Below are 19019 nucleotides of genomic sequence, written 5' to 3'. Positions count from 1 at the left end.
CGTGAAGCGGCCACTTTTGCGGGGTGCCTGCGGCTGATAGGGGCAACGGATGACCGACCCGCTCTCCATCCGTCGCCTCTACGGCCGCGCCCAGGGCCATCCGCTGCGGGAGCGGCAGGCCGGGCTGATCGAAACCCTGCTGCCAACGCTCGCCATTCCCGAAGGCCCGCTTTCCGCGCGACGTCTTTTCACTGATGAACGCCCGCTTCACCTGGAAATCGGCTTCGGCAAGGGGGAGCATCTCGCCTTCCAGGCTGTGCGCAACCCCGGCGACGGCTATATCGGCGCCGAACCCTTCCTGAACGGCGTCGCCGGGCTGCTGGCCGACATCGACGACGCAGCCCTCACCAACATCCGCCTGCACCGCGGTGACGCGCTCGACGTGCTGGAACGCCTTCCCGATGCCAGCCTGTCCACCGTCTGGCTGCTCCATCCCGACCCCTGGCCCAAGGCGCGCCACGCCAAGCGCCGCTTCGTCAACCCCGGCCCGATGGACCTGATCGCCGCCAAGCTGAAACCCGGCGGCCATTTCAAGCTGGCGACCGACCACCCCCGCTATCTCCGTCACGCGCTGATGGTCATGGCTGCCCGTCCGGATTTTGAATGGACCGCTGAAACGCCGTTTCACTGGCAAAACGTGCCGCAGGATTGGCCGGACACCCGCTTCGCCGCCAAGGCCCGCGCCCTCGGCCATGAAGTCTGGCGGCTGGACTACGTCCGCGTTCCCGCTTAGGCAGAGGCCATGCCCAGCCTTCTGGACTTCGAAAAGCCCGTCGCAGCGATCGATGCCGAAATCGCCCTGCTGATGGGCGACCCCGCCCGCGGCGCAGATCTCCATCGCGCGCTCGGCCGCAAGGTGAAGCTGCTCGGCGACCTCTACGCCAAGCTCACCCCTTGGCAAAAGACCATGGTCGCCCGCCACCCCGACCGCCCGCGCTTCAGCTCGCTCGCCGCCGGCCTGGTAAGCGATTTCACGCCGCTGGCCGGCGACCGTGCCTTTGCCGACGATCCGGCGATCCAGGGCGGCCTCGCCCGCTTCCGCGGCCAGGCCGTCATGCTGATCGGCCATGAAAAGGGCCATGACACCGCCAGCCGCGTCGCCCACAATTTCGGCATGGCCAAGCCGGAGGGCTATCGCAAGGCGATCCGGCTGATGACCATGGCCAGCCGCTTCGGCCTGCCCGTCGTCACCCTGGTGGATACGCCGGGCGCCTTCCCCGGCATTGAGGCGGAGGAGCGCGGCCAGGCCGAGGCCATCGCCCGCGCGACCGAGGCCTGCCTCGACCTCGACGTGCCGCTGGTCACCGCCATCGTGGGGGAGGGCGGCAGCGGCGGCGCCGTCGCGCTGGCCGCCGCCAACCGCGTGCTGATGTTCGAACATGCCGTCTATTCGGTCATCTCGCCGGAAGGCTGCGCCAGCATCCTGTGGCGTGACGCGGGCAAGGCCGCCGACGCCGCCGAGGCGATGAAGATGACCGCGCCCGACCTCCTTCGCCTGGGCGTCGCCGACCGCATCGTCGATGAGCCCCCCGGCGGTGCCCACCGCGCGCCGGCGGCCGCCATCCGCTCCTTGGGAGACGCCATCGAGGAGGAGCTGCGCGCGCTCCACAATCAGCCTGCCGCCACCGTCAAGGCCAACCGCCGGGAACGATTCCTGACCTCGCCGATTCTTTAGATTCGGCCGAACAACGGCACTATCCCGGCCCGGAGGTATCAATGCGTCACCTGTTTCTCGCCACCATCCTGATTGCCACCCCCGCCTTGGCGCAATATGCCCCCGGCCTGTCCCCTTCGGAACGGCAGCAGGGCGCGCAGGCCAGCAAGGAACTGGTGCAGCAGTTCGGTGGCGCCATGTCCGGGCCCCTCGCCGACTATGTCACCCGCGTCGGCAAGCGCGTTGCCGTCCAGTCCAACCCGCGCACCCGGCCGGAGGACTATACCGTCACGCTGCTCAACTCGACCGTGCCCAACGCCTTCGCCACGCCCGGCGGCTTCATCTATGTCACGCGCGGCCTGCTCGCCATCATGAACAGCGAGGCGGAGCTGGCGAGCGTCATGGGCCACGAGGTCGGCCATGTCGCCGCGCAGCACAGCCAGAGCCGCAACACGCGCGCCGGCGTCGGCGGGCTGCTCGCCGGCCTCGCCGGCGCCATCACCGGTTCCGACCTCGTCGGCACCCTCGCCAACTATGGCGCCGGCGCCTATGTCGCCGGCTTCTCCCGCTCCCAGGAGAACGAGGCCGACGCGCTCGGCATGCGCTACAGCGCCGCCGCCGGCTATGACCCCTTTGCCACGCCCTCGATGCTCGCGGCGCTGGCGCGCGAAAACGCCTCCTCCGGCCAGGGCGAGGCGCGGGGCATCAGCAGCTGGTTCAGCACCCACCCTGTCACCACCGACCGCGTCCGCCGCACGCAGGCGCTGGCGCAGAAGACCGGCATCGCGCCCGGCACCCGCCCGGTCAACCGCGACGCCTTCCTGAACGCCATCGACGGCATGCCGTTCGGCGACAGCGCCGACCAGGGCGTGGTGCAGGGCAGCAGCTTCCGCCACCCCGGCCTGCGCCTAGCCTTCGACGCGCCGAGCGGCTTCCGGCTCAACAACGGCACGCAGGCGGTGACCGGCGAAAGCAGCAGCGGCGCCAATTTCGTCTTCGCCGGTGCCCCCGCCGCCAACCCGGAGGACAGCGTGCGCCAGACCTGGGCCGGCATGCTGAACGGCCAGGTGCCGGACGCGCAGACCCGCCGCACCACCATCAACGGCCTCGACGCCGCGCTCAGCAGCGCGCGCCTCAACACCAACCGCGGCACGGTCGACGTCGGCATCGCCGCCTACCGCTTCGGCGAACAGAATTTCGTCATCCGCACCATCGCGCCGGCTGGCGACGGCGGCCAGTTCGACCGCCTCGTCAACAGCTTCCGCCGGCTCTCCCCGGCCGAGGCCGGCAGCGTGCGCACCCGCATCATCGACGTCGTCACGGTGAAGCCCGGCGAAACGGTGCAGTCGCTCGCCGCGCGCATGGCGGTCAGCGACAATCCGGTCGCCCGCTTCACCAATTTGAACGGCATCGAGCGGGTCCGCCCCGGCGACCGGGTGAAGCTGATCGTGTGGAAATAACCGCCGACTGCCCCGGCGGCAGCCCGCGTTCGCAGCCGATCCTCACTGTCGCCTGCGCCGCGCTGGTCGATGCCGACGGCCGCGTGCTGGTGGCGCAGCGGCCGGCCGGCAAGCCGATGGCCGGTCTGTGGGAATTCCCGGGCGGCAAGCTCGAACCCGACGAACCCCCGGAAACCGCGCTGGTGCGCGAGCTGCGGGAGGAGCTGGGCATCGACACGCATGAAAGCTGCCTCGCCCCGATCGGCTTCGCCAGCCATGGCTATGACCGGTTCCACCTGATCCTGCTGGCCTTTGCCATCCGCAAATGGCGCGGCACGCCGCGCGGGCGCGAGGGCCAGGCGCTGCGTTGGCTCCGTGTCAACGAGCTCTGGACGCTCGACATGCCCGCCGCCGACAAGCCGCTGCTGGGCCAGATCGCCGCGCTGCTGTAATCACTCCCCTCCCGTTCACGGGAGGGGTCGGGGGTGGGCGCGAGCGCAGCGAGCAGCAATGCCGGCGGCCGCAACCCCCTCACTCCAGGATATGATCCTCCAGCTCGCCTGCATCCACCTCGCTGATCGTCCAGCCGCGAACACTGGCGCCGGCGCGATGGATGCTCTCCCGGTCGCCCGTCAGCAGATGGTGCCACTCCGGCAGCGGCAGCCCCGCCTCCACCCGCACATAGGCGCAGGTGGAGGGCAGCCAGTCCAGCGTCCGCACCAGCTTGGGCGTCAGCCGCACGCAATCGGGCACCAGGGTCTTGCGCCGGGCATAATCGGTGCAGCGCGCCGCGTGCCGGTCGAGCAGCCGGCACGCCACGTTGGTGCCGAACATCTCGCCCGTTTCCTCATCCTCCAGCTTGTGCAGGCAGCATTTGCCGCAGCCGTCGCACAGCGATTCCCATTCCGCGCGCGACAGCTGCGCCAGCGACTTCCGCTCCCAGAAACGCCCGCCGGGCAGCTCAGCGGACATAGGTCTTCAGCATCGCCGCCACTGTTTCCGGCGTCGCCTCCTTGCCCACCTGGAAGGCGATCGGCTCCCCCTTCGGCCCGAACAGATAAAAGACCGCCAGATGGTCGACCAGATAGGCGTCCGGCGCGCTGCCCGGCACCTTGTTGGCATAGACCCGGAATGTCTTCAGCGCCGCCGCCACCTGCTCCGGCGACCCCGACAGCCCCAGCAGCCGCGGGTGGAAGGCGGCGGCGAAGGCCTTCACCACCGCCGGCGTGTCCCGCGCCGGATCGACCGTCACGAACATCGGCTGCACCTGCGCGGCGCGCTTCGGTTCCGCCGTCTCGAACGCCTTGTATCCCGCCGCCAGCTTTGCCGTATCCACCGGGCACACGTCCGGGCAGAAGGTATAACCGAAATACATCAGCCGATACCGTCCGTCGAACGTGGCGCTGGTCACCGTCCGGCCATCGCCGTCCACCAGCGTGAACGGCCCGCCGATGCTGGCGCCGGCCAGGTTCCCCGCCGGCACCGGCGGGTTCATCGAGCGCAGCGCCCACAGCCCGCCCAGCAGCAACAGCGCTGCGGCAAGAAGGATCAGCGGCAGGCGGGGCAAGCGACTGTTCATCGAACGACCTTAAGGCTAAGCGGTGGGATGGACTGATCGGGGTGTAGAGATGATGCGTTTTTTCACAAGCTGGGTTCGTGTCGCAGTCGCCGCGATTGCCTTCGCGCTGGTCGTCACCCCCGCCGCCGCGCAATTCTCCGACAGCTTCAACTTCCTGAAGGCGGTGCGCGAAAAGGACGTGCTGAAAGCCAAGGGCTTCCTCGACAAGCCCGGCAGCGTGCTCGTCAACACCAAGGACCGCACCACGGGGGAGGCGGCGCTGCACATCGTCACGCGGCGCGGCGACGTGCCCTGGATGGCCTTCATGCTGCAGAACGGCGCCGATCCGAACATCCGCGATGGCGAGGGCAACACGCCGCTGCTGATCGCCGCTCAGATGGGCTTCACCGATGGCATCCGCGTGCTGCTGCTGGGCAAGGCCGGCGTCGATGTCGCCAACGGCCGCGGTGAGACGGCCCTGATCAAGGCGGTGCAGCAGCGCGACCTGCCGACCGCCCGCGCGCTGCTGGAGGCCGGCGCCGATCCGGACCGGCCCGACAATGCCGCCGGCCTGTCGGCGCGCGACTATGCCGCGCAGGACCGGCGCAACAGCGCCATGGCAAAGCTGCTGGCCGACGCGCCGAAGAAGAAGTCCGCCCCCACCACCGGGCCGAAGCTGTGAGGGCGCTGCTGCCGCTGCTGCTGCTTGCCGCCTGCTCCAGCGGCGACGCGCCGCCGGACAAGGGCTTCGGCGCCAACCCCGAACTGCCCGCGCCCGATGCGCAGTCCATCCCCGTCGTCCGCACCGTCACCGTCACCGGCTGGGCCGATGGCCAGGCGCCGACGCCGGCGCCGGGCTGGCGCGTGACCAAATTCGCCGCCGGCCTCGACTATCCGCGCTGGCTCTATCAGCTGCCCAACGGCGACGTCCTGGTGTCCGAAGCCCGCACCGCGCCCAGCGGCGACAAGGGCCTGTCGGGCAAGCTGCAACAGCGCCTGTTCAACGGCACCCGCAGCCAGGGCCCCAGCGCCAACCGCATCACGCTGCTGCGCGACAAGGACGGCGACGGCATCGCGGAGGAACGCCACACGCTACTCGAAGGCCTGAAACAGCCGTTCGGCATGGCGTATCGCCCTGGCTTCGCAGGCGACGTCGTCGGCGCGGTGCCGCAACCCGGTGTGCTCTACGTCGCGAACACCGATGCCGTGCTGGCCTTTGCCTTCACCCCCGGCGCCACGCGCATCACCATCCCGGGCACCAGGATCATGGCGCTGCCGGCCGGCGGCTACAACAACCACTGGACGCGCAACCTGCTGCTCTCGGCGGATGGGAAGACCCTGTTCGTCAGCGTCGGGTCGGCAAGCAACATCGGCGAGCATGGCATGGCGGAGGAGGAAGGCCGCGCCGCCATCCACGCGCTCGACCTTGCCACCGGCAGGAGCCGCCTCTTCGCCTCTGGCCTGCGCAATCCCGTCGGCATGGCGCTGGAACCCGGCGGCGGCCAACTGTGGACCGCCGTCAACGAGCGCGACATGCTGGGCGACAATCTGGTGCCCGATTACATGACCAGCGTGAAGAACGGCGGCTTCTACGGCTGGCCGTGGAGCTATTATGGGCAGGTGGTCGACAGCCGCGTCGAGCCCGCCCGCCCCGACATGGTGGCGAAATCGCTGCCCAAGGATTATGCGCTGGGCGCCCACACCGCCTCGCTCGGCCTCGCCTTCGCCACCCCCGCCATGCCCGCCGGCTGGAACAGCGGCGCCTTCATCGGCCAGCACGGCAGCTGGAACCGCAACGCCTTCGCCGGCTACAAGGTCATCTTCGTCCCCTTCGCCAACGGCAAGCCCGCCGGCCCTCCCCGTGATGTCCTGACCGGCTTCCTGAAGGGCGGCGACAGCAAGGAAGCCTTTGGCCGCCCCGCCGGCGTGCTGGTCGATGCCAAGGGCGGGCTGCTGGTGGCCGACGACGCCGGCGACACCGTCTGGCGGGTCAGCGCCGCCCCTTGATCATGGCGCAATGACCTCCAGCCGCAGCCTTCTCGCGCAGGCGCTCGACCGCCCCGGCGTTCGCGTCCGCACGCTGGTGCAGCTGCGCTGGGCCGCCATCGCCGGCCAGCTCGCCACCCTGCTGATCGTCGGCCTGCTGCTCGGCTTTCCCATTCCCTGGCCCAGCGCACTCGCCGCCGTCGGCGCCAGCATCTCGCTCAATCTCGGCCTCGCCTGGCTGTACCGCCGCCGTGACCGCCTCGAAGGGGCCAGCGCGCTGTTGCACCTCGCCTTCGACCTGGCGCAGCTCTCGGTGCTGCTGTTCCTGACCGGCGGCCTCGCCAATCCCTTCGCGCTGCTGCTGCTGGTGCCGGTCACCATTTCGGCCACCCTGCTTTCGGCCCGCGCCACCGCGCTCCTCGTGGCCGGCGCGCTCGGGCTGCTCGTCATCCTCTGGCAATGGTCGCTGCCGCTGCCTTGGCGCGGCGTGCCGCTGGAACTGCCGGACATGTATCGCGTCGCGCTGCTCATCGCCATCGCGCTCGGCATGGTATTCCTGTCGCTTTACGCCTGGCAGGTCTCGGCCGAGGCGCGTCGCCGCCAGGCCGCGCTGGTGGCGACCCAGGCGGCATTGGAGCGGGAGAGCCGCATGGCCGCGCTCGGCAGCCTCGCCGCCGCCGCCGCGCACGAACTCGGCGGGCCGCTGGGCACCATCACGCTGGTTGCACGCGACCTGGAAAGCGCGCTCGGCAACGACCCGGATTTCGGTGCCGACATCCACCTCCTGAACCAGGAGGCGCGCCGCAGCCGCGACATCCTCGCCGGCATCGCCGAGCGCGCCGAAGCCGAGGATCCCTTCCCCTTCCTGCCGCTCCCGGCGCTGCTGCACGAGGTGGTCGAACCCTTCGAACCCACGCGCGTGCCGGTGACCATCGGCGTGATGTGGGAACCCGGCGGCGGGCCGGCGGTGCGCCGCTCGCCCGAATTGCTGCACGGGCTCAACAACCTGTTGTCGAACGCGCTGCGCCACGCCCGCAGCGCGGTGCGGCTGGAGGCAGGCGAGGACAGCGCCGATTTCTGGGTGGCGATCACCGACGATGGCCATGGCTTCGACCCGGCGCTGCTGCCGCGCCTGGGCGAACCCTTCCTCGGTCCCAGCTGGTCGGGAAGCGGCTCCACCGGGCTTGGCATCTTCATCGCCACCACGCTCCTGGAACGCACCGGCGCCCGCCTCAGCTTCGCCAACATGTCGCAGGGCGGCGCGCGGGTGGAATTGCGCTGGGAACGTGCCCATATCGAAGGGGAAAGCAGGATGGCAGCCGAATGACCGAAATCGCCGAACATCATGGCACCTTGTTGCTGGCCGACGACGACGCCAGCTTCCGCCAGCGCCTCGCCGTCACGCTCGGCCGCCGCGGCTTTGCCGTCACCACCGCCGCCAGCCTGGCGGAGGCGCGCGCCGCCGCCGCCCCCCTGAAACCCGATTTCGCCGTGCTCGACCTGCGCCTGGGCGACGGCAACGGCCTCGAAATGGTCGGCGAACTGCGCGCCATGCGGCCCGACATCCGCATCGTCATGCTGACCGGCTATGGCAACCTCGCCACCGCCGTCGCCGCGGTGAAGGAAGGCGCCGCCGACTATCTCGCCAAACCCGCCGATCCCGAAGACATCATCTCGGCCCTGCTCGCCACCAGCGGCGAGCGCCCAGAACCCCCCACCGAGCCGATGAGCGCCGACCGCGTCCGCTGGGAACATATCCAGCGCGTGTATGAACTGTGCGACCGCAACGTCAGCGAAACCGCCCGCCGCCTGAAGATGCACCGTCGCACCCTGCAACGCATCCTCGCCAAACGCTCACCGAAATAGCGCCCGCGCCAGCGGCCAGCGCGGCGCCGGTGGCACCGTGGGCCCGCGCCCCAGCCGCGCCAGCATCTGCACCGTGCTCCCCTTGGGCGCCAGCATCGCATGCACCCTGGCGTATAGCGCCGCCATCGCGGGAAACTCCTGCAACGCCTGGCTCGCGGGATGCAGGTCCAGCCCGTTGCGCACCGCCAGCAGCGCCGCCCGCGCATAGGCCCTGCCGGCGGTGATCTGGTCGGCGCGGCTGTTGTCCGGCGTCACCACGGTCAGCACGCCCGGCAGCGATTGCAACAGCGCCACCTGCTGCGCCATCCCCTGCGAAAAGGCCGTGCTGCCAGGATCGGCCAGACTGTCGCGCGTCAACACCCCGGTCGTGCGCAGCGCTTCGATCATCGGCCCCAGCAGGCTGATGCCGTCGGGCGCCGCCTCCACCTCCGCCCGCCCGATCCGCGTCAGTTCCACGCTCTCCATCCAGGTCGCCGGCAGGCCCTGTTCCACCCGCCATGCCTCCGCCAGCAGTGGCCGCAGCGCCGCCAGCAGCGCCGGGTCGGCACTCGCCCGCACCACCACGCCATTACCCCGCGCGCTCAGCGCGGCCTGCGCCCCGGCATCCGGCCCGCGGTCGAAGGCATTCCGGTTGGTCCGCCGGTGCGGGATCATCGCCGCCAGCGGATCGGGCGCCACACCGGTCGTTTGAAAGCGCAGCCGCGCCACCGGCCGCGCGTCCAGCCGCGGCGCCGGCTCGCCCTCGGGAAAAGGCTCCACCGCCACCGAGACCCCGCGCTGCGTCGCCGCCAGCAGCGCCAGCTCGATGAACGTGCCGAACCCCACAACGGTCTGCCGGTCGAACGGATCGGTCGCCGGCAGCCGCCGATCGAGATCGCAATGGAGCAGCGCCGCATCATCGCCCAGCAACCGGATGCGCCATGGCTGCCGGTTGTGCGGGTTCGGCGCCAGGATGGCGTGACGAAACGCATCCAGCCGCACATCCTTCGGCACCGGTCCGGCCAGCGTCCAGGGTTCCCGCGCCGTCTCGGGGGGCCGCGATGCCACCCACCAGCCGCCGCCCGCCGCCGCCAGCGCCACGGTCGCCCCGCCCGCGCCCCAGATCAGCCCGCGTCGCCCGATTGCCATCTCTGCACTCCCACTGCGCGCTTGCACCTGTCATACAAGCAGCGCAAGCATCGCCCGGCAGCACCGTCCCGCAGGAGAAGCCCCATGTCCAGCCTTTACACCGCCACCGCCCGCGCCACCGGGGGCCGCAACGGCCACACCAGCAGCGACGACGGCGTGATCGATTTCGACACCAGCATTCCCAAATCCATGGGCGGCCCCGGCAAGGCCGGCGCCACCAACCCCGAACAATTGTTCGCCGCCGGCTATGCCGCCTGCTTCTCCAGCGCCGTCGAGTTCGTCGCCCGCAGCCGCGGCTTGAAGATCGAGCCGGTCGAGGTCACGGCAAAGGTCGGCATCGGCCCCAAGGACGGTGGCGGCTTCCAGCTCGAGGTTGCCCTCCAGGTGCACATCCCCAACCTCGATCTCGCCACCGCCACCGAACTGACCGAGGCCGGCCACCAGGTCTGCCCCTACAGCAACGCCACCCGCGGCAATGTGCCCGTCCACCTCACCACGGTCTGATGCTCGCCGCCCGCACTGTCCCCAGCCCCTGCCGCAACATCTGCACGGTGCGCCGCGGGTTGTGCACCGGCTGCGGGCGGACGCTCCCCGAAATCGAGCGCTGGCCCTTCGCGGACGACGCTGAACGGCGCCGCATCCGCGCCGACGCGGCGCAACGGTTGAAGTGCGCCGGTCCGGCGCAACGGTTGAAGTGCGCCGGTCCGGCGCAACGCGGCTGACGAAAAAGCCGCGCTGACCGCCTTCCCCGATTCGACGCGCTGCGCTAACAGACGCCATGTCGCGCCCCGTCCGCATCGCTCCCTCGATCCTCAGCGCCGATTTCGCGGCGCTGGGCGCCGAAGTGCGCGCCATCGACGCCGCCGGCGCCGATTATATCCATGTCGACGTCATGGACGGGCATTTCGTCCCCAACCTCACCATCGGCCCTGCCGTTGTGAAGGCGCTGCGCCCGCACACCGCGAAGGTCATGGACGTGCACCTGATGATCGCGCCCGCCGATCCCTATCTCGACGCCTTTGCCGAGGCCGGCGCCGACATCCTCTCGATCCACCCGGAGGCCTCGCCGCACCTGCACCGCAGCCTGCAACGCATCAAGGCGCTGGGCAAGCGCGCCGGCGTCGTGCTCAACCCGGCCACGCCGGTCAGCGCGCTCGACCATGTCATGGACCTTGTCGACCTGATCCTGGTGATGAGCGTCAACCCGGGCTTCGGCGGCCAGGCCTTCATCGACAGCGCGCTGCCCAAGATCGAACGGCTGCGCGCCATGATCGACGCGACCGGCCGCGCCATCGACCTGGAGGTGGACGGCGGCATCGACATGACCACTGCTCCTCGCGCGCTGGCCGCCGGCGCCGACGTGCTGGTCGCCGGCACGGCCAGCTTCCGCGGTGGCCCGTCCGCCTATGCCGGCAATATCGCGGCCTTGCGCCATGGCGGATGACAGCGCGGATGATGGCGGCAACGGGGCCGACAGTTTCCGCCTGGTTCGCGCTGGTGGCGACAAGGGCCTGTCGCTCGCCGAACGCGTCGCCGCCCGGCTCGACCGCCTCACCTTCGCCTCGCCCCTCGGCAAGCGCCATCTGAAGGGCCGCTTCCCGCTGAAGCTGCTCGCCGTGCCGGTGGATCCGATCCCGGGCGACCCCGGCGTGGGCGAGCGGTTGAAGGCCGGGCGCCTCTATCACAGCAGCTATGGCCAGGCGATGGCGGAGGTGCGTTTCGACGCCCCCGCCGCGCCGGCCGCCTGGCTCGACTGGGCGAACGGCTGGGGCTGGCTGCGCGACATGGCGGCGGTTGCCGACCATGGCCGGGACGGCCGGCGGGTGGAGGCCGTCGCCAAGCGCTGGCTGGCGCAATTCCCGGAATATCATCCGCTCGCCTGGCGGCCCGATCTCACCGGCCGACGCATCCTGATGTGGACGGCCTACTCCCCCTGGATCATCGCCAGCAACGACCATGTCCACCGCTCCACCACGCTCAACGCCATCGCCCGCTGGGCGCGCCATCTCGACCGCGCGGTGCCGCGCATGGCCGAAGGCTTCGCGCGGGTCGAGGCGGCGGCCGGCCTGCTGGTCGCCGGGCTGCTTCTCCCCGGCGGCGACACCCGCCACGACAGCGCCGAGGCCCTTTTGGCAACATCCCTGTCGGCGCTGCTGCTCGACGATGGCTCCGCCGTCAGCCGCTGCCCGCTCGACCTGACGCTGATCGGCGAACTGCTGCTGATGGTCGCCGCCGCCGCCACGGCGCGTGGCAGTTCGCCCCCCGCCATCGTCCGCGACACGCTCGACCGCATCGGGCCGACGTTGAAGGGCCTGTCGATGGGCGATGGCCACCCCGCCGCCTGGCACGGCGGCACCCCCAGCGCCGCGCAGGTGAAGCGTCTGGCGACCGCCGGGCACGCCGCGGCGGACAGCGCCCCTGGCCCGCGCTCCGGCTATCAGCGCCTCGCCGCCGGCAGGACCATCGCCATTCTGGATGCCGGGCCGCCGCCGCCCTCGCGCGTCAACCCGCGCGCCCATGCCTCCACGCTCGCCTTCACCTTGTCCGATGGCGCGGCGCTGCTGATCGTCAACTGCGGCAGCGACGGCGGCCAGCGCAAGCCGCTGCCGGCGGAGCTTGCCGAAGGCCTGCGCTCGACCGCCGCCCACAGCACGCTGGTGCTGGCGGACACCAACAGCACGCGCCTGCAGGACGGCAGCGCGCGCATGGCCTCCGGCGTCGAGGCGGTCACGGTGGAGCGCCGCAGCCACGAGGGCGCGCAGTTCGTCGAGGCGACCCACGACGGTTACCGCCGCCGCTTCGGCCTTGACCACCGCCGCACCCTCTACCTCTCCGCCGACGGCACCGACCTGCGCGGGGAGGACCGGTTGATTCCCGTCCCCAACCCGCTCAGCCGCTTCCGCCGCAGCCACCGCCATGCCGTCGCCATCCGCTTCCACCTCGGTCCCGATGCCGAGCCCAGCCTCACCAGCGACGGCCTCGGCGCCCTGGTCCGCCTGGGCAGCGCCGCCTGGGCGTTCCGCGCCTCCTTCAACTCCGATCCCGGCACGCTGCTCCTCGAACCCAGCCTGTGGATCGACCCGGACGGCGACAGCCATGCCATCCAGCAGCTGATCCTGGCGGCCGACCTGCCCGACGACCGGCAGGCAAGCATCGGCTGGAGCTTCAAGCGGCAGGGCAAGTGAGCGCGACCCTCAGCACCCCCCGCCTCGTCGCCCTGCTCGTCACCCTGCCGTTTCTCGTCCTGCTGCTGATCGGCCTCAGGGACTGGCGGCAGAGCGACCGGCTGTTTCCCGGTCTCGATCCCTCGGCCGTCACGCGCATCGAACTGGCGCGCGGCCGGGCACAGGTGGTGCTGCTGCGCCGCGCCGACCTCGACCGCTGGGTGGTGCTGTCCGCCGCCGACGCCCCGGCCGACGAGCGCCGCATCGATGCCCTGCTGCGCGACCTCACGCGCCTGCGCGGCCGCCCGCCGGTCACGCCCTTGCCGGCGGAGGAACCGCTGCAACTAAGGCTCTATGACCGGCAGGGCCTCACGCTTGCCAGCGCCGGCTTTTTCGACCGCCGCGCGGTGCTCGGGGCGCGCCACCTCATGCTCGACCATACGCCCTCGCTGCCGCTCTGGCCGTCGGCCTGGTCCACGCTGCAACCGCCACGCATCGCCGCCGACAGCATCGTCTCCGCCCGCCGGATCAGCGCCGCCGGCAGCACGCCCCTCAGCCCGTCAGACACCGCCCGCCTCGGCACGATCCTGTCGCGCCTCAGCGCGCAGGATTTCGTCGCCGCGGCCAGCGTCAACTGGGCCGGGGCGGACTATCTCCAGGCCACGCGGCGCGATGGCAGCCTTATCGAAATCCAGTCGCTGCCCGCCGGCGATGGTCGCAACCATGTTCGCCTGACGTCCCCCACCGATCCGGAACTGCGCATGGCGCGGCGTTATGCCTGGCGTGTCGAACCGGTGTTGCCCTGATGTTTTGCACCCACTTATCCGCAGGCAGACGATGCCATCACAGTCGAACCGGCTCGAAAATATTCCATGCGCATTATCAGTCGCTTGGCCGCAAATTGAGTTGATGAACCACGATTTCCCATTGCGATACCATAATTTCCCATGATAGCAGTTTTCCCCAGGGAATGGCGCGGTATCTCGGAGACATTTTTCCCCTGACCGGGGCGGCGCCCACTCCCGATGGGGAAGTAAAGCGTCGTGAATCGCACCATTTTTTCAGGCTCTTGCATCAATGGCATCGATGCCAAGCATCGCCTGTCGGTGCCTGCCGGCCTGCGCGAGGCGCTCGAATCACGCAGCGGTGAAAAAGCCCTCGCCCTGACGCCGGACGAGCATCGCCCCTGCCTTGTCGGCTATGACGTCCGCCATTTCGAAGCCCAGGTCGATACCTTGAACAACCGGTTCGAGGGCGATTTCTCTTCCGCCCCCGCCAACCGCGCGCGTGAGACCTTCGCGCTCGCGGAAGTGCTGCGCTATGATGACACCGGCCGCCTTTCGCTCACGCCGCTGCTGCGCGACCTCGCCGAACTCACCCACCGCAGCGCCGCGCTGTTCCTCGGTCTTGGCGACCGCTTCGAACTGTGGGCACCGGAAACCTTCCTGGCCCTGCCCGACCTGTCGCCGCGGCTGGAACGCACGGTCCGCAGCCTGATGGCGGCGCGCGCATGAGCCACATTCCCGTCCTGCTGGCCGAGGTCATGGCCGCGCTCGCCCTGCAACCCGGCGAAACCTACGTCGATGGCACCTTCGGCGGCGGTGGCTATGCCCGTGCCGCGCTCGCCGCCGGCGTTACCGCCATCGGTTTCGACCGCGACCCCCGCGCCATCGTCGCCGGGCGCAGCCTGGAGGCCGCCAGCAACGGCCGGCTGCGCCTGATCGAGGCCCCCTTTTCCCGCATGGCCGAAATCCTGGGGGAGGCCAGCGCCGACGCCATCGCGCTCGACCTCGGCGTCTCCTCGATGCAGCTCGACCAGCCGGACTATGGCATGTCCTTCCGCGAGGACGGCCCGCTCGACATGCGCATGGGCCAAGAGGGGCTGACCGCCGCCGATTTCCTGAACGCGTCCAATGAATCGGACATCGCCGACGTCATCTACCGCTATGGCGAGGAACCCGCCTCGCGCCGCATCGCCCGTGCCATCTTCGCCGCCCGCCCGCTCATCCGCACCGGGGAATTGGCTACCCTGGTGCGCCGCGCGCTGGGCTGGCACCCGGGCATGAAGCGCGACCCCGCCACCCGCACCTTCCAGGCGATCCGCATCCATGTGAACGACGAGCTCGGCGAGCTGGACCGCGGCCTGGCCGCGGCGGAGCGCGTGCTACGCCCCGGTGGCCGCCTCGCCGTCGTCAGCTTCCACAGCCTTGAGGACCGCATGGTGAAACAGTTTTTCGCCGCCCGCACCGGCGCGCTGCCCGGCGGCTCACGCCACCTGCCCGTCCTCGCCGCCGCCCGCGCGCCCAGCTTTGCCCGTGCGTCGAAGGCGATCCGGCCGTCGCCGGCGGAACTTGCCGGCAACCCCCGCGCGCGTTCCGCGACGCTGCGCGCCGCGCACCGTACCCCCGCTCCAGCCTGGGAGGCCCACGCATGATCCAGCGCCTGATGACCACCGACTTCGCCGGTCCCACGCCCGTCGCCCGCAAGAAATGGACCCGAACCGCCTTGATGGTGGCGGGCACCCTGGCCATCTCGGTCGCCGGCTATGCCGCCAGCCTGTCGGTCAGCAACGAGCGAACGGCCGCGGAAAAGCTCGCCCGCGACAATGCCGCGCTGCAATCAAAGATCCGCGCGCTCGATGCCGAGCTGCGGGTGCGCATGCGCCTGCCGCAACTGGAGCGCTGGAACAGTGACGTGCTGGGCCTGCAGCCGGTCAACGCCGAACAGTTCCTGAACGATCCGATGCAGCTCGCCAGCTATGGCCGCGATGCCGCGCCGGCGATGGCGCAAAACCCCGTGCAGCTTGCCGTCGCCGAAGCCCCGGCGCGGGCCCCCGCCGCGCCGCTGCTGCGCGCATCACTACCGACCGTGGCGATAACCCCCGCGCCGAAGCCTGCCGCGCCGCGGCTTCGCCCCGAACCCGCCGCGCCGCATGGTCTCGACCCGACGCTGATCGCCAGCATCGATGCCGCCGCCAGCCAGGAGCAGCGCGGCGGCCCGCCCGCCGACCTGCTCCAGATCGCCACCACCCCCCGCCCATGAAACACCCGTGAGCCCCGCCGCCGCCCGCGCCGCCGAACTCCGCCTCCCCGGTCACCGGGCGATGGCGCTGGCGGTCGCGCGGCAGCGGATGGTCATCGGCCTGCTCATCGTCTTTGGTCTCATCGCCATCCTCATCCTCCGCCTGCTGGAGCTCGGCCTGCTCTATGACGGCCCCGACCGGCGCAACGCCATCGCCTCCACCGTCCCCGCCCGCGCCGACATCACCGACCGCCACGGCACGCCGCTTGCCCGCAATTTCCAGGCCTTCGCGATCGCCGCGCGCCCCTACGACATCGTCAGCGACAAGCGGGTCCTTGCATCGCGCATCGCCGCGCTCCTGCCCAGCCGCAGCGAGGCGCAGATTTTCGCCGCGCTCACCCATCCCGGGAAATTCAAATATATCGCTCGCCGCGTGCTGCCCGCAGACGCCGAGAAAATCCGTCGCCTGGGTGACCCGGGGATCACGCTGGAGCGCGAGGGCGAACGCCTCTACCCCAATCTCACCATGGCGGCGCAGGTGCTCGGTGTGATGAGCGAGGACGGCAAGGGCGCCGGCATCGAGCGCGCCTTCAACGCCCGCCTGTCCGACCCGAAGCTGCTCGGCACGCCGCTGGCGCTGGCACTCGACGCCCGCGTGCAGCAGAGCCTGGAAAGCGAACTGGCCTTCGCCATGGCGAAACACAGCGCGGAGGGCGCCGCCGGGGTCGTCATGGACGTGCATACCGGCGAGGTGCTGGCGATGGCGTCACTGCCCAGCTGGAACCCCAACGCACCCGGCGGGGCGATGGGCATGCCGGCCTACATGAACCGCGCCACACTCGCCGTGTTCGAACTGGGCAGCACCTTCAAGGGCTTCACCATCGCCATGGGCCTGGACGTCGGCACCATCCCGTCGCTCGCCAAGACCTATGACGCCCGCGCGCCGCTGCACACCGGCCGTTTCGTGATCAAGGACGACCACCCGCAGAACCGCATCATGTCGGTGCCCGATGTCTTCGTCTACTCCTCGAACATCGGTACCGCGAAGATGGCGCTGGAATATGGCGAACCCGTCCAGCGCGAATATCTCCGCCGGATGGGCTTCCTCGACAAGGTCAGCGGCGAGCTGCTGGAAAAGGGCCGTACCCTCTACCCACCCGTCAGCAACTGGGGACAGAGCGCGGTGATGACGGTCGGCTTCGGCCATGGCATCGCCGTCACGCCGCTGCACCTTGCCGTCGCCTACTCCACCCTGGTCAACGGCGGCATCTATCGCCCCGCCACCTTCCTGAAGGTCGATCCCGCCCGCGCCAACCCCGGCCGCCGCGTGTTCAAGCAATCGACCAGCGACACCATGCGCATTCTGCTCCGCGCCGCGGTGACCGAAGGCACCGGCGGCCAGGCCGACGCCCCCGGCTATCGCGTCGGCGGCAAGACCGGCACCGCCGAAATGCCCCGCCCGCGCGAACTCGGTGGCGGCTATTACCACGACAAGAACATCACCACCTTCGCCGGCGCCTTCCCGATGGACGCCCCGCGCTATGCCGTGATCGTCAGCCTGATGGACGGCAAGGGCACCAAGGACACCTATGGCTTTCGCACCGCCGGCTGGCTCGCCGCGCCGATCTTCAAGCGCACCGTGCTGCGCATCGCCCCCGTCCTGGGCGTGGCACCGGACGCCGCGCGGGAAGTGGACATGAGCAGCGTCAAATCCCTCATCGTCCCCAAGCATAAAGGGTGAGACGATGAAGCTGTCCGCACTGCTCGGCCATGCCACCGCCACGGACGAGGTCGTCACCGGCTTCGCCATCGACAATCGCAAGGTCGCCCCCGGCACCATCTTCGGCGCGTTCCAGGGCGCCACCGTCAACGGGGAGGATTATATCCCCGCCGCGGTCGCCGCCGGCGCCATCGCCGTAGTCGCCCGGCCGCAGGCGTTGGTGGAAGGCGCGCTTCACATCGGCAGCGACAATCCCCGCGCCACCTTTGCCGACCTCGCCGCCCGTTTCTTCGCGCCTTTCCCCGCCACCTGCGTCGCCCCCACCGGCACCAACGGCAAGACCTCGACCGTCGAACTCACCCGCCAGCTCTGGTATCTCGTCGGCGAACGCGCGGCGTCGGTCGGCACGCTCGGCATCACCACCGCGGACGGCAGCCTGAAGGACGGCACCGGCGGACTGACCACGCCGGACGTCGTCAGCTTTCTTGCCAATGTCGCCGGCCTCGCCCGCGAAGGCATCACCCATCTCGCCTTCGAGGCCTCCAGCCATGGCCTCGCCCAATACCGCACCCAGGGGCTGCCGGTCGCCGCCGCTGCCTTCACCAACCTGACGCGTGACCATCTCGACTATCACGGCACGATGGAGGCCTATTTCCAGGCCAAGCTGCGGCTGTTCACCGAAGTGCTGGCGGACAATGGCGCCGCGGTCGTCTGGCGCGACGACCAGGCCGAAGGCGCGGACTACAACCGCCGCATCTGCGAGGCGGTCACGGCGCGGGGCCTGCGCCTGCTCACCGTTGGCCCCGACGGGGAAACCCTGCGCCTCGTCAAGCGCACCCCCACCCTGCTCGGCCAGACGCTGGCCGTCGAGGCGGACGGCAAGAGCCACAGCATCACCCTGCCGCTGATCGGCGCCTATCAGGCGGCCAACGCCCTCTGCGCCGCCGGCCTTGTCATGACGACAGGCGGCGACACCGCGAAAACGCTTGCCGCGCTTTCCCGCGTCACCGGCGTCCGCGGCCGGCTGGAGCGGGCGGTCATCACCGCTTCCGGCGCCCCCGTTTATGTCGATTATGCCCACACGCCGGACGCGCTGAGGGCCGCCATCGCCGCGCTGCGCCCGCACACCGCCAACCGCCTGATCCTGGCTTTCGGCGCCGGCGGCGACCGCGACACCGGCAAACGCCCGGAAATGGGCGCGATCGCGGTTGCGGAGGCCGACGTCGCCATCGTCACCGACGACAACCCCCGCGGCGAAGACCCCGCCGCCATCCGCGCCATGATTCTCACCGCCGCCCCCGGCGCGCGCGAGATTGGCGACCGCCGCGCCGCCATCACCGCCGCCGTGCGGATGGCCGGTCCCGGCGATGTCGTCCTGATCGCCGGCAAGGGCCATGAACAGGGCCAGATCGTCGCCGGCCGCACGCTCCCCTTCGACGACGTCAGCGTCGCAAGGGAGGCCGCGCAATGACGACACGTCGCG

Annotated in this window: 21 protein-coding genes; 18 read left to right on the top strand and 3 right to left on the bottom strand. The window is 70.4% G+C overall.

Features of this window, described 5'->3' with window-relative positions; genetic code table 11:
* Positions 1-49 precede the first annotated feature (49 nt).
* From trmB to H3309_RS13740, 4 genes are read left to right on the top strand one after another with little or no spacing between them, the layout of a single operon-like run.
* Positions 50-733 carry a tRNA (guanosine(46)-N7)-methyltransferase TrmB gene (gene trmB, locus H3309_RS13755; RefSeq protein WP_182295258.1) on the top strand — a complete coding sequence of 228 codons (684 nt, stop codon included), beginning with the start codon at positions 50-52 and terminating at the stop codon, positions 731-733.
* Positions 734-742: 9 nt separating this feature from the next.
* Positions 743-1675: an acetyl-CoA carboxylase carboxyltransferase subunit alpha gene (locus tag H3309_RS13750; RefSeq protein WP_182295256.1), complete on the top strand. Its 933-nt coding sequence runs from the start codon at positions 743-745 to the stop codon at positions 1673-1675.
* A gap of 41 nt (positions 1676-1716) precedes the next feature.
* Entirely contained in the window at positions 1717-3114 is a 1398-nt protein-coding gene (locus tag H3309_RS13745; RefSeq protein ID WP_182295255.1) for a M48 family metalloprotease, read from the top strand.
* A complete protein-coding gene (locus H3309_RS13740; RefSeq protein WP_182298777.1) occupies positions 3111-3545 on the top strand; it encodes a (deoxy)nucleoside triphosphate pyrophosphohydrolase in 435 nt (144 codons plus the stop codon). Before H3309_RS13745 ends, H3309_RS13740 begins: the two co-directional genes overlap by 4 nt.
* A gap of 79 nt (positions 3546-3624) precedes the next feature.
* Here the strand turns inward: H3309_RS13740 and H3309_RS13735 are convergent, their stop codons facing one another.
* Positions 3625-4065 carry a YcgN family cysteine cluster protein gene (locus H3309_RS13735; protein WP_182295253.1) on the bottom strand — a complete coding sequence of 147 codons (441 nt, stop codon included), beginning with the start codon at positions 4063-4065 and terminating at the stop codon, positions 3625-3627.
* Positions 4055-4672 carry an SCO family protein gene (locus H3309_RS13730; RefSeq protein WP_182295251.1) on the bottom strand — a complete coding sequence of 206 codons (618 nt, stop codon included), beginning with the start codon at positions 4670-4672 and terminating at the stop codon, positions 4055-4057. The genes H3309_RS13735 and H3309_RS13730 overlap by 11 nt, the downstream gene beginning before the upstream one ends.
* Before the next feature lie 49 nt (positions 4673-4721).
* Here H3309_RS13730 and H3309_RS13725 point away from each other — a divergent pair, with 49 nt between their 5' ends.
* Genes H3309_RS13725 through H3309_RS13710 form a run of 4 tightly spaced genes read left to right on the top strand, consistent with a single transcriptional unit; the run spans position 4722 to position 8503 of the window.
* Positions 4722-5333 carry an ankyrin repeat domain-containing protein gene (locus tag H3309_RS13725; RefSeq protein WP_243453735.1) on the top strand — a complete coding sequence of 204 codons (612 nt, stop codon included), beginning with the start codon at positions 4722-4724 and terminating at the stop codon, positions 5331-5333.
* Entirely contained in the window at positions 5330-6658 is a 1329-nt protein-coding gene (locus H3309_RS13720) for a PQQ-dependent sugar dehydrogenase (protein ID WP_182295249.1), read from the top strand. The genes H3309_RS13725 and H3309_RS13720 overlap by 4 nt, the downstream gene beginning before the upstream one ends.
* 10 nt (positions 6659-6668) lie before the next feature.
* On the top strand, positions 6669-7964 hold the full coding sequence (locus H3309_RS13715; RefSeq protein WP_182295247.1) for an ActS/PrrB/RegB family redox-sensitive histidine kinase: 1296 nt from the start codon (positions 6669-6671) through the stop codon (positions 7962-7964).
* Complete coding sequence (locus H3309_RS13710; RefSeq protein ID WP_182295245.1) at positions 7961-8503, top strand: ActR/PrrA/RegA family redox response regulator transcription factor; 543 nt, start codon at positions 7961-7963, stop codon at positions 8501-8503. The genes H3309_RS13715 and H3309_RS13710 overlap by 4 nt, the downstream gene beginning before the upstream one ends.
* Here the strand turns inward: H3309_RS13710 and H3309_RS13705 are convergent.
* On the bottom strand, positions 8492-9631 hold the full coding sequence (locus H3309_RS13705) for an Acg family FMN-binding oxidoreductase (protein WP_182295243.1): 1140 nt from the start codon (positions 9629-9631) through the stop codon (positions 8492-8494). The two genes, H3309_RS13710 and H3309_RS13705, sit on opposite strands and share 12 nt — an antisense overlap.
* Positions 9632-9715: 84 nt before the next feature.
* On the opposite strand from H3309_RS13705, the gene H3309_RS13700 reads away from it, so the two are divergent.
* The 10 genes from H3309_RS13700 to H3309_RS13655 all read left to right on the top strand — a co-directional run bounded on the left by H3309_RS13700 (position 9716) and on the right by H3309_RS13655 (position 19007).
* A complete protein-coding gene (locus H3309_RS13700; protein WP_182295241.1) occupies positions 9716-10135 on the top strand; it encodes an organic hydroperoxide resistance protein in 420 nt (139 codons plus the stop codon).
* Positions 10135-10353 carry a DUF1289 domain-containing protein gene (locus H3309_RS13695; RefSeq protein WP_182295239.1) on the top strand — a complete coding sequence of 73 codons (219 nt, stop codon included), beginning with the start codon at positions 10135-10137 and terminating at the stop codon, positions 10351-10353. Before H3309_RS13700 ends, H3309_RS13695 begins: the two co-directional genes overlap by 1 nt.
* Before the next feature lie 56 nt (positions 10354-10409).
* The gene (gene rpe, locus H3309_RS13690; protein WP_182295238.1) at positions 10410-11075 is read left to right on the top strand and encodes a ribulose-phosphate 3-epimerase; all 666 of its coding nucleotides are present in this window, start codon (positions 10410-10412) and stop codon (positions 11073-11075) included.
* The gene (locus H3309_RS13685) at positions 11065-12816 is read left to right on the top strand and encodes a heparinase II/III family protein (RefSeq protein WP_182295236.1); all 1752 of its coding nucleotides are present in this window, start codon (positions 11065-11067) and stop codon (positions 12814-12816) included. Before rpe ends, H3309_RS13685 begins: the two co-directional genes overlap by 11 nt.
* Positions 12813-13601, top strand: coding sequence for a hypothetical protein (locus H3309_RS13680; protein WP_182295234.1), 789 nt, complete (start codon positions 12813-12815; stop codon positions 13599-13601). Before H3309_RS13685 ends, H3309_RS13680 begins: the two co-directional genes overlap by 4 nt.
* A gap of 237 nt (positions 13602-13838) precedes the next feature.
* Positions 13839-14309 (top strand): division/cell wall cluster transcriptional repressor MraZ, encoded by a 471-nt coding sequence (locus tag H3309_RS13675; RefSeq protein WP_182295232.1) that lies wholly within the window; start codon positions 13839-13841, stop codon positions 14307-14309.
* A complete protein-coding gene (gene rsmH, locus H3309_RS13670; protein ID WP_182295230.1) occupies positions 14306-15229 on the top strand; it encodes a 16S rRNA (cytosine(1402)-N(4))-methyltransferase RsmH in 924 nt (307 codons plus the stop codon). The genes H3309_RS13675 and rsmH overlap by 4 nt, the downstream gene beginning before the upstream one ends.
* On the top strand, positions 15226-15837 hold the full coding sequence (locus H3309_RS13665; RefSeq protein WP_182295228.1) for a hypothetical protein: 612 nt from the start codon (positions 15226-15228) through the stop codon (positions 15835-15837). The genes rsmH and H3309_RS13665 overlap by 4 nt, the downstream gene beginning before the upstream one ends.
* A 7-nt stretch (positions 15838-15844) precedes the next feature.
* Positions 15845-17557, top strand: coding sequence for a peptidoglycan D,D-transpeptidase FtsI family protein (locus H3309_RS13660; protein ID WP_243453734.1), 1713 nt, complete (start codon positions 15845-15847; stop codon positions 17555-17557).
* 4 nt (positions 17558-17561) lie between these two features.
* A complete protein-coding gene (locus tag H3309_RS13655) occupies positions 17562-19007 on the top strand; it encodes a UDP-N-acetylmuramoyl-L-alanyl-D-glutamate--2,6-diaminopimelate ligase (RefSeq protein ID WP_182295226.1) in 1446 nt (481 codons plus the stop codon).
* Positions 19008-19019: the final 12 nt, after the last annotated feature.

This window comes from Sandaracinobacteroides saxicola (assembly GCF_014117445.1).
GTDB classification, from domain to species: Bacteria; Pseudomonadota; Alphaproteobacteria; order Sphingomonadales; family Sphingomonadaceae; genus Sandaracinobacteroides_A; species Sandaracinobacteroides_A saxicola.
This window is presented reverse-complemented; position numbering and strand designations above follow the sequence as displayed.